2 protein-coding genes are annotated in these 1,968 nt (G+C 62.7%); one reads left to right on the plus strand and one right to left on the minus strand.

What is annotated here, in order from left to right; genetic code table 11:
* Window positions 1-315: 315 nt before the first annotated feature.
* Entirely contained in the window at window positions 316-1,110 is a 795-nt protein-coding gene (locus tag EOC94_RS33180; RefSeq protein WP_127295847.1) for a thioredoxin family protein, read from the minus strand.
* Between the two features lie 176 nt (window positions 1,111-1,286).
* Here EOC94_RS33180 and EOC94_RS33185 point away from each other — a divergent pair.
* A partial coding sequence (locus EOC94_RS33185) for a ceramidase domain-containing protein (RefSeq protein ID WP_127295848.1) occupies window positions 1,287-1,968 on the plus strand: 682 nt, incomplete at its 3' end.

Consider the following 1,968-nt stretch of genomic DNA (forward strand, 5'->3'; position numbering starts at 1 on the left):
TCGTCTCATCCGACGCCGCCAGACCGTCCGCCAGACTCAACTGACCCAAAACACGATCCGCCATCCCGAATCTCCCTGCTCCAACCTTCACCACAGAATCACCGTTCGGCTTCTGTGCAAAGGTCTCCTTGTGGGAGAAGGTGGCCTCGCGAAGCGAGGTCGGATGAGGGGTGTTGGAAGGATCGCTGCGCTGAAGACGTAAGCGCCTAAAATCATTTCATATTTTAACGCCTCATTTCTTCCAGCACCCCTCAACCGTCTCGGCGCTGCGCACCGATCAACCTTCTCCCACAAGGGGAGAAGGGCGCGCTGTGGTCAAGGCTTGTGGATTATGGCGGCGCCCAGAATGGGGCCTGGCAGGCCATCCTTGCCCACCGATTGCAGCAGCACGGCGCAGCCGCCTTTCTTGGAGATCACGCTCATCGGCAATTCGTAGCGCTGCGCCTTGCCGTGCCACATGCCGGCGGTCTGGATGCCGGAGACGGCATTCCAGTAGGTCATGCTGCGGCCGGTGTTTTCGCCCTTGCCGATCTTGATCGTCTGCGGCGGGTCGAAATAGACGATGACGACATGGGCATCGCTGGGGCCGGTCCCGGCGTCGCCGGCGTCGATGATGACGCGGTCGCTGGTCCGGCTGACCTTGATGCTGACCCGCATGCCGTCGCCTGATTTCTCCATGCGGGCGAGCGCGCCGTCGACTTCCTTGCGGTTGGCGCCGTTGACATGGCTGCGGCCATTGATGACGGCCTGCGGCGTATAGACTGAGCGGCTGCCGAAGGCGCGCATATACTCATATTGCCGCTCGGTGTTCTCCTTGCGGCTCAGCGTGTCCTTCCAACCGAGATAATCCCAGTAGTCGACATGATAGGCGAGCGCGACGATGTTCTCCTTGTTGGCAAGCTCGGCGAAGAATTCATCGGCCGGCAGGCAGGAATTACAGCCCTGGCTGGTAAAGAGCTCGACCACGCCCAACGGCTGATCGGTCAAGGATTTGTCAGCCTGGGACCCGTCGGCTTCGCCGGCAAGCGCCTTGCCGGCAAGCCCAGCGCCGGCAAACACCGAGAGGGCCAGCGCAAATGCCGCAAGCCGCAATGGTCTTCGAGATGTCATGGCCGTTTCGACTCCCGCCGGTGATGCCGGCCTTGTTCTGATTGCTGAAATATGTGGCAGAAGCGACAGTCAACGGGAAGTCACGTTGCGGTGAAATTTGCCATTGCAACCAACTGCAAGGGCGCAATAGGAAGGGTCACACTTCACGGTAGAAGCCGATTCGGGCAACAATCAGCATGTGGCAAACCCTCCTGACGCCGGTCGACCTCTATTGCGAGCGGACCGGGCCGGAGTTCTGGGCCGAACCGGCCAACGCACTCACCAATCTGGCTTTTCTTGCCGCCGGGCTGTGGGGTGTCCGGGAGGTGCGCCGGCGCGGCACAGGCATCTTCGCCGAAGCGCTGGCCTGGTGGGTGGTGGCGATCGGCATCGGCTCGGCGCTGTTCCATACCTTTGCCAACCACGGCACGGTCTGGGCTGACGTGCTGCCGATCGCCGGGTTCACGCTGGCCTACACGCTGTTCAACCTGCGCCGTTTCCTCGGCATGAGATGGGGCAAGGCGATCGCCATCTTCGTTGCCTTCTATGCCGTCACCGGGTTGTTGACCTGGGCCGTGCCGGACTGGCTGCGCCAGGCGTCGAACGGCACGACCGGCTATCTGCCGCCTTTCCTGGCGCTAGCCTTCTTCGGCGCCTGGGTGGCGGCGAGCGGCAACCGCGCCGGCTGGTACAATCTGGCGGGATCGGCGATCTTCGTCGTGTCGGTCATCTGCCGGATGATCGATCCGCTGGTCTGCGGCAGCTTTCCGCTCGGCACGCATTTCCTGTGGCACATCCTCAACGGGCTGATGCTCGGCGTGCTGCTGGCGGCGACGGCGCGCTTCGGGGGCCAAGGGCAGGGGAATAGGGGAATAGGGG

This window comes from Mesorhizobium sp. M6A.T.Ce.TU.016.01.1.1 (genome assembly GCF_003997065.1).
GTDB lineage: Bacteria > Pseudomonadota > Alphaproteobacteria > Rhizobiales > Rhizobiaceae > Mesorhizobium > Mesorhizobium mediterraneum.

Excerpts from the sequence above, each read along its gene's own strand:
- EOC94_RS33180 (WP_127295847.1), bottom strand. The coding sequence starts at position 1,110 with ATGACATCTCGAAGACCATTGCGGCTTGCGGCATTTGCGCTGGCCCTC.